The organism is Mesorhizobium sp. M5C.F.Ca.IN.020.29.1.1 (assembly GCF_003997375.1).
In the GTDB taxonomy this organism is placed as follows: Bacteria; Pseudomonadota; Alphaproteobacteria; order Rhizobiales; family Rhizobiaceae; genus Mesorhizobium; species Mesorhizobium wenxiniae.
On the sequence record NZ_RZSW01000416.1, the window covers coordinates 1 to 5,733 of the forward strand.

Consider the following 5,733-nt stretch of genomic DNA (forward strand, 5'->3'; position numbering starts at 1 on the left):
CCTTCGTGTAGCTCGGCGCGTTGGCCGGCGCCTTGGCCTGCGCGCCGGTGATGACGTCAAATTTGTTGACGCCGTGATATTTGTCGGCGGCCGCCTCGGCCGGTCCATAGCCCTTGCCCTTCTGGGTTACGACATGGATCAGCACCGGGCCGTCGGCATTGTCGCGGACGTTCTTCAGCACCGGGATCAGGTGCTCGAGATTATGACCGTCGATCGGGCCGATGTGATAGAAACCCATTTCCTCGAACAGCGTGCCGCCAGTGACGTAGCCGCGCGCATGCTCGACCGCCCGCTTGATGGCGCGATCTGCGCGTTCGCCGAGATAGGACGTCAGTTTCTTGCCGAAATCGCGCAAGCCCAGATAGGCCTTGCCCGACGCAAGGCGGGCCAGATAGGCGCTCATTGCGCCGGTCGGCGGAGCGATCGACATGTCGTTGTCGTTGAGGATGACGATCAGACGGGCATCGAGCGCGCCAGCATTGTTCATCGCCTCATAGGCCATGCCGGCCGACATGGCGCCGTCGCCGATAACGGCAATGACATTGTTGCGGCCACCGGAGAGATCGCGTGCCATTGCCATGCCGAGGCCGGCGGAAATGGAGGTCGAGGAGTGGGCGGCGCCGAACGGATCGTATTCGCTCTCGGCGCGCTGGGTGAAACCGGACAGGCCGCCCTCTTGCCGCAGCGTGCGGATGCGGTCGCGGCGGCCGGTCAGGATCTTGTGCGGATAGGCCTGGTGGCCGACGTCCCAGATCAGCCGGTCGTCTGGCGTGTTGAAGACATAATGCAATGCGACCGTCAGTTCGACCACGCCAAGGCCAGCACCGAGATGTCCGCCGGTGTGGGACACGGCGTCGATCAACTCGGTGCGAAGCTCCGACGCCAACTGCGGCAGATCACCTGCGTCAAGCGTCCTGAGGTCGGCCGGGATGCGGACCTTGTCGAGAAGTGGCGTATGGAGCTTTGCGTTCACTGGTGCTAGGGCCTGCTTTTATCCACGTGCGAAATAGGCCGCTGGCCGGCGAATGTAAATGCGTGCGAGTGACGCGGCGTAGATTCAAAGTGTTAGGGCTTCCTTTACGCGTCCAAAAGGACGCGCGGCGCTCTAATTGTCCGGCAGCGGAATGAACTCTTCCTCATCTCCAGGAACGATATCGAAGCGGCCTGTCTTCCACTCTTCTTTCGCCTGTTCGATGCGTTCCTTCGACGATGACACGAAATTCCACCAGATGTAGCGCTTGGAGCCGAGCGAGGCGCCGCCGAACAGCATGAAATGCGCTCCACCTTCCGAGGACACGACGATCTCGTCGCCGGGCCGGAACACCAGCAGCCGCTCGGCCGGAAAGCGGTCGCCGGAGATCGAAACCTCGCCTTCCAACGTATAGATGGCGCGCTCCTCGGCATCGGCAGGGATTTTCACGCTGGCCCCGGGCGCCAGGCTGAGGTCTGCATAGAGCGTGTCCGAAGCGGTCACGACCGGAGACCGCAGCCCGGAAAAGGCGCCGATGACGATGCGCCCGCTGACGCCTTCGGCGTCGATCTCGGGCAGACGCATGGCCGCCGTATTCTCGAAGATCGGGTCGACCTCCTCCTTGTCGTCGGGCAGCGCCAGCCATGTCTGCAGGCCGGACACCGACATCGGCGCGCCGCGCAGCTCCTGTGGCGTACGCTCGGAATGGACGATACCGCGGCCGGCGGTCATCAAATTCACGTCACCGGGCTGGATTACCATTTCGGTGCCGAGCGAATCGCGATGCCTGATCTTGCCGTCGAACAGGTAAGTGACCGTCGACAGGCCGATATGCGGATGCGGACGGACGTCGAGCGCCTGGCCGGCACGCAAAATCGCCGGGCCCATGCGATCGAAGAAGATGAAGGGACCTACCAGCCGGCGCCTGGCGGTTGGCAAGGCACGGTGAACCTGAAAGCCGCCAATATCCTTGGCGTTCGGAATGACCATCAGTTCGATCTGGTCGCTGGCGAAGGCGTCACCGGGCAGAGGGTCGTTTCCGGGGAAGAAGCTCATGCGGTCTTCCTCAGGCGAAGCGGAGTGCAGACTTGGCTTTCGCCTTGGCCGCCACCTCTTCGCGATTGCGCGGATGCTGTTTCGTCTCGAGGCTGTCTAGCAATTCGCGCGCCGACGCGGCTATGGCCTCGACGGCGTGGTCGAACGCATGCTGGTTCTGTTTCGACGGCCGCGTCGTTCCGCTCAGCTTGCGGACAAACTGGAGTGCGGCATCGCGGACCTCGTCATTGGTTGCCGGCGGATCGAAATTGAACAGGGTCTTGATGTTTCTGCACATCGTTCGCGATCTCCTCTCGTCCTGGAGCCGTTTTCAAACGGGATGAATTTTATCCTCAATCATGATCATATCCAAAAGCCGCGAGGCGAAATTGTCGTTCGAGACCGCGCTTTACTCCGCGTCCAGCGGCTCTGTCCCCACCGGCTTACCGTCGCGCGAAAGCCTGATCTTTTCGACCTTGTCCTCGGCCGCCTTGAGCAGCCGATCGCAATGGACCTTCAGTGCCTCGCCGCGCTCATAGATGCGGATTGACTGGTCGAGCGGCACGTCACCGCGCTCCAGATCATCGACGATTTTCTCCAGCGCGTCGAGCGCCTGCTCGAAGCTCATTGCCTTAACGTCTTCGTTGGTCTCACCAGCCATCGTCTATCCTTTCATCAATCGTCCGACATGGGCGGCGACCGAAAATGCCAATCCCTGCAGGTCGTAGCCGCCCTCGAGCAGGCTGACGAGCCGGTTGTCGCTGTGGCGACCGGCGCGCTGCATCAACTGGCCGGTTGCCCAGTCGAAATCGCGCTCGGTCAGGTTGATCTCGGCCAGCGGATCGCGGTGGTGCGCATCGAAGCCGGCGGAAATTATGATGAGGTCGGGCGCGAAACTGTCGAGCGCCGGCAAGATGCGCGACAGGAAAGCGTCGCGGAAAACCTCGCTGCCGGTTTGCGGCGCCAGCGGCGCGTTGACGATGTTGCCGGCGCCGGTTTCGCTCACGGCCCCGGTCCCTGGGTAAAGCGGCATCTGGTGCGTCGAGCAGTAGAGCACCGACGGATCGTCCCAGAAAATATCCTGTGTGCCATTGCCGTGGTGGACGTCCCAGTCGACGATGGCGACGCGCTCGGCCTGGTGCTGCCTTTGCGCGTGGCGCGCCGCGATCGCCGCGGTGTTGAACAGGCAGAAGCCCATGGACGTCGTCTTTTCGGCATGATGGCCCGGCGGCCGGGCGGCGACGAAGACATTGGTGGCGTTGCCCCGAAAAACATCGTCGACGGCCGCGTTGGCGGCACCGATCGCCGTCACAGCCGCCTGCCAGCTTTTCGGGCTGGCGGTGGTGTCGGCGTCGACGCGAGCGATACCAGTGTCCGGTATCGTAGCGCGGACCCGCTCGACGAATTCCTGCGGATGTGCGTAGAGGATGGTGGCCTCGTCGCCTTCCGGCGCCTCGGCACGATCAAGGGCCGCAAAGGCCTCGTCGTCGAGCGCGCGTTCGATGGCGCGCAGGCGATCCGGCCGCTCCGGATGACCGGGCGGCGTTATGTGTTCGAGAAAGACCGGGTGGGTATAAAGCCTTGTGACCATGCCCCCGATATAGGCGCGCCCGGCGGCTTTGACCATGTTCTGGCACCACCAAAAGCAAGACGTTCAACAGGGTTTAGATGGGGGGTGCTGGTTGGGTCCAGCGCGAGCCATTGCCGCGCCTTGGCTTCGAAGGTCTTGAAACAGACTCAGGCCAGCGATTTGTCAATCTCAGCCGGTGCTTGCGGACGGCCAATCCTGCGGCCTTGCTTGAGCAGCCCCTCCAAAAGCACGTTGAATGCCTGCACCGCCTTATTCGACGTCGCTTCGGGATCCTCCGAATTTGCGATCCACTGCGCGGCATGTAGCGAGGCGCCGCTGATCAACCTTGCTGCGGCTTCGGGATCAACAGCAACGATGGTTCCCTCGTCCCTCAGCTTTTGAAGGTTCTCGCTCATCGAGCGGATGCACTCATTCTGGCTCGGCCATTGCGAAGGATCGCCGAGCACCGCCGGTCCATCGCGAAGGACAATACGCTGGATCTCCGGCTCCAGCGCCATCTCGATATACGCGGTGCATTCGTCGACAAAGCCCTGCCAGAGAGTGTCCGCCCTGGCCGAAACGATCTTCAGTCGGGCCAACATTTCCGCGTCGATCTCGGCGATGACCGCTTGGAGAAGGCCCTTCTTGTCGCCGAAGTGATGATAAAGCGCGCCACGCGTCAGCCCGGCCGATGCGGTGAAGTCGTCCATCGACGCTTCGGCATAGCCGACAGTGCCAAAGGCATGGCGCGCCGCCGCGACCAATTTGGCGCGGGTCTCGGCGATCATCTCCTTGCGTGGTTTGTGCCCCATTCGCTCATTCCTTCACATACGTCTCGTATATTAATTGACATACGCGTCGTATGTCATTATCTGATTTGCATACGCCACGTATATAAGTGGCTCGACCTCAAGAATCCAGGAGTGTTCTCATGCCCAATCCCTATCGCGAAATCTTCAAGGCAAGGGGAGCCAAGGGCTTCGCCGCAGCCGGCTTCGTTGCCCGGATGCCGATGGCCATGGCTCCGATCGGGATCGTCGCGATGCTGTCGCAGACGCACGGCGAGTACTGGCTGGCCGGCGCCGTCTCAGCGACATATGCGCTGGCCAATGCTTTCGTCGCGCCGCAGATATCGCGGCTGGTGGACCGCCTCGGCCAGGCGCGCATTGTGGTGCCCACCACTGTGATTTCCGTGCTCGCTTTCGTGGTTCTGGTTGCGGCGGCCAATCAGGACTGGCCGATATGGACACTGTTCGTGTCAGCGCTGCTGGCCGCCGCAATGCCCAGCATCCCCGCAATGGTGCGCGCGCGCTGGACAGAGCTCTTCCGGGATCGCCCCGAGATGAACACCGCGTTCGCCTTCGAGTCGGCGGCCGACGAGCTGGTCTACATCGCCGGGGCATCGCTATCGGTGGGCCTGAGCGTGGCCCTTTTCCCGGAAGCGGGAATGTTGGCGAGCACGTTGTTCCTCGCCTTCGGCTCGACAGCATTCATCCTGCAGCGCTCGACCGAGCCGCGAGTGCGACCGGTCGACCAGGGCTCGCGCGGCTCGGCAATCCGCCTGCGGCCGGTCCAAATCATCACCTTGGCCCTGATCTTCATTGGCGCGACCTTCGCAACCACTGAGGTGAGCACCGTGGCAATCACCAAGGCGCTCGGCCAGCCGGGCGCCGCCAGCCTCGTCATCGGCGTCTACGCCCTCGGATCGTTCGTCGTCGGCATCATCATCGGCGCCCTGAACCTGAAAACACCGCTGCAAATTCAGCTTGCCATCGCGATCGCCATCATCGCGCTCACCACGCTGCCGCTGCTCGTCGCCGACACGGTGCCTCTTCTGGCGCTGGCCGTCTTCGTTAGCGGTGTGGCGATCTCGCCGACCTTCATCACGGCATTCGGCCTGATCGAGCGGCGCGTGCCGGAGGCGATGCTGACCGAGGGCGTCACCTGGGTCATGACCGGCATAGGCATCGGCATGGCGCTCGGCTCCTTTGCCGCCGGATGGGTGGTGGACGCCTTCGGCGCACAGAGCGGGTTCCTGGTGTCGGTGGCGGCGGGCGCAATCGCACTGGTCATCGTGTTGCTCGGCATGCGCAGCCTTGCCACGGCGGATTGCGACACCTCCGCATGCGACGCAGCCGCGGTTCCTGCCGAATAGGCT

At 62.9% G+C, this 5,733-nt stretch carries 7 protein-coding genes; 1 reads left to right on the forward strand and 6 read right to left on the reverse strand.

The window, feature by feature from the left end; all coding sequences use genetic code 11:
- From EOA85_RS25810 to EOA85_RS25835, 6 genes are all read right to left on the reverse strand, one after another.
- On the reverse strand, positions 1-973 hold a 973-nt coding region (locus EOA85_RS25810; protein ID WP_245486005.1), incomplete at its 3' end, for a 1-deoxy-D-xylulose-5-phosphate synthase N-terminal domain-containing protein.
- A gap of 132 nt (positions 974-1,105) precedes the next feature.
- Entirely contained in the window at positions 1,106-2,026 is a 921-nt protein-coding gene (locus EOA85_RS25815) for a pirin family protein (RefSeq protein ID WP_127211651.1), read from the reverse strand.
- Between the two features lie 10 nt (positions 2,027-2,036).
- Entirely contained in the window at positions 2,037-2,303 is a 267-nt protein-coding gene (locus tag EOA85_RS25820) for a DUF2277 domain-containing protein (protein WP_127211652.1), read from the reverse strand.
- A 111-nt stretch (positions 2,304-2,414) separates the two neighbouring features.
- Entirely contained in the window at positions 2,415-2,666 is a 252-nt protein-coding gene (locus tag EOA85_RS25825) for an exodeoxyribonuclease VII small subunit (RefSeq protein ID WP_029355594.1), read from the reverse strand.
- A 3-nt stretch (positions 2,667-2,669) separates the two neighbouring features.
- Positions 2,670-3,596, reverse strand: coding sequence for a histone deacetylase family protein (locus EOA85_RS25830; RefSeq protein ID WP_127211655.1), 927 nt, complete (start codon positions 3,594-3,596; stop codon positions 2,670-2,672).
- Between the two features lie 146 nt (positions 3,597-3,742).
- On the reverse strand, positions 3,743-4,387 hold the full coding sequence (locus EOA85_RS25835) for a TetR/AcrR family transcriptional regulator (protein ID WP_127211653.1): 645 nt from the start codon (positions 4,385-4,387) through the stop codon (positions 3,743-3,745).
- Between the two features lie 119 nt (positions 4,388-4,506).
- On the opposite strand from EOA85_RS25835, the gene EOA85_RS25840 reads away from it, so the two are divergent.
- The gene (locus EOA85_RS25840; RefSeq protein ID WP_127211654.1) at positions 4,507-5,730 is read left to right on the forward strand and encodes an MFS transporter; all 1,224 of its coding nucleotides are present in this window, start codon (positions 4,507-4,509) and stop codon (positions 5,728-5,730) included.
- Positions 5,731-5,733: the final 3 nt, after the last annotated feature.

Coding starts and splice junctions, on each gene's coding strand:
- EOA85_RS25815 (WP_127211651.1), bottom strand. CDS start 2,026: ATGAGCTTCTTCCCCGGAAACGACCCTCTGCCCGGTGACGCCTTCGCC.
- EOA85_RS25820 (WP_127211652.1), bottom strand. CDS start 2,303: ATGTGCAGAAACATCAAGACCCTGTTCAATTTCGATCCGCCGGCAACC.
- EOA85_RS25825 (WP_029355594.1), bottom strand. CDS start 2,666: ATGGCTGGTGAGACCAACGAAGACGTTAAGGCAATGAGCTTCGAGCAG.
- EOA85_RS25830 (WP_127211655.1), bottom strand. CDS start 3,596: ATGGTCACAAGGCTTTATACCCACCCGGTCTTTCTCGAACACATAACG.
- EOA85_RS25835 (WP_127211653.1), bottom strand. CDS start 4,387: ATGGGGCACAAACCACGCAAGGAGATGATCGCCGAGACCCGCGCCAAA.
- EOA85_RS25840 (WP_127211654.1), top strand. CDS start 4,507: ATGCCCAATCCCTATCGCGAAATCTTCAAGGCAAGGGGAGCCAAGGGC.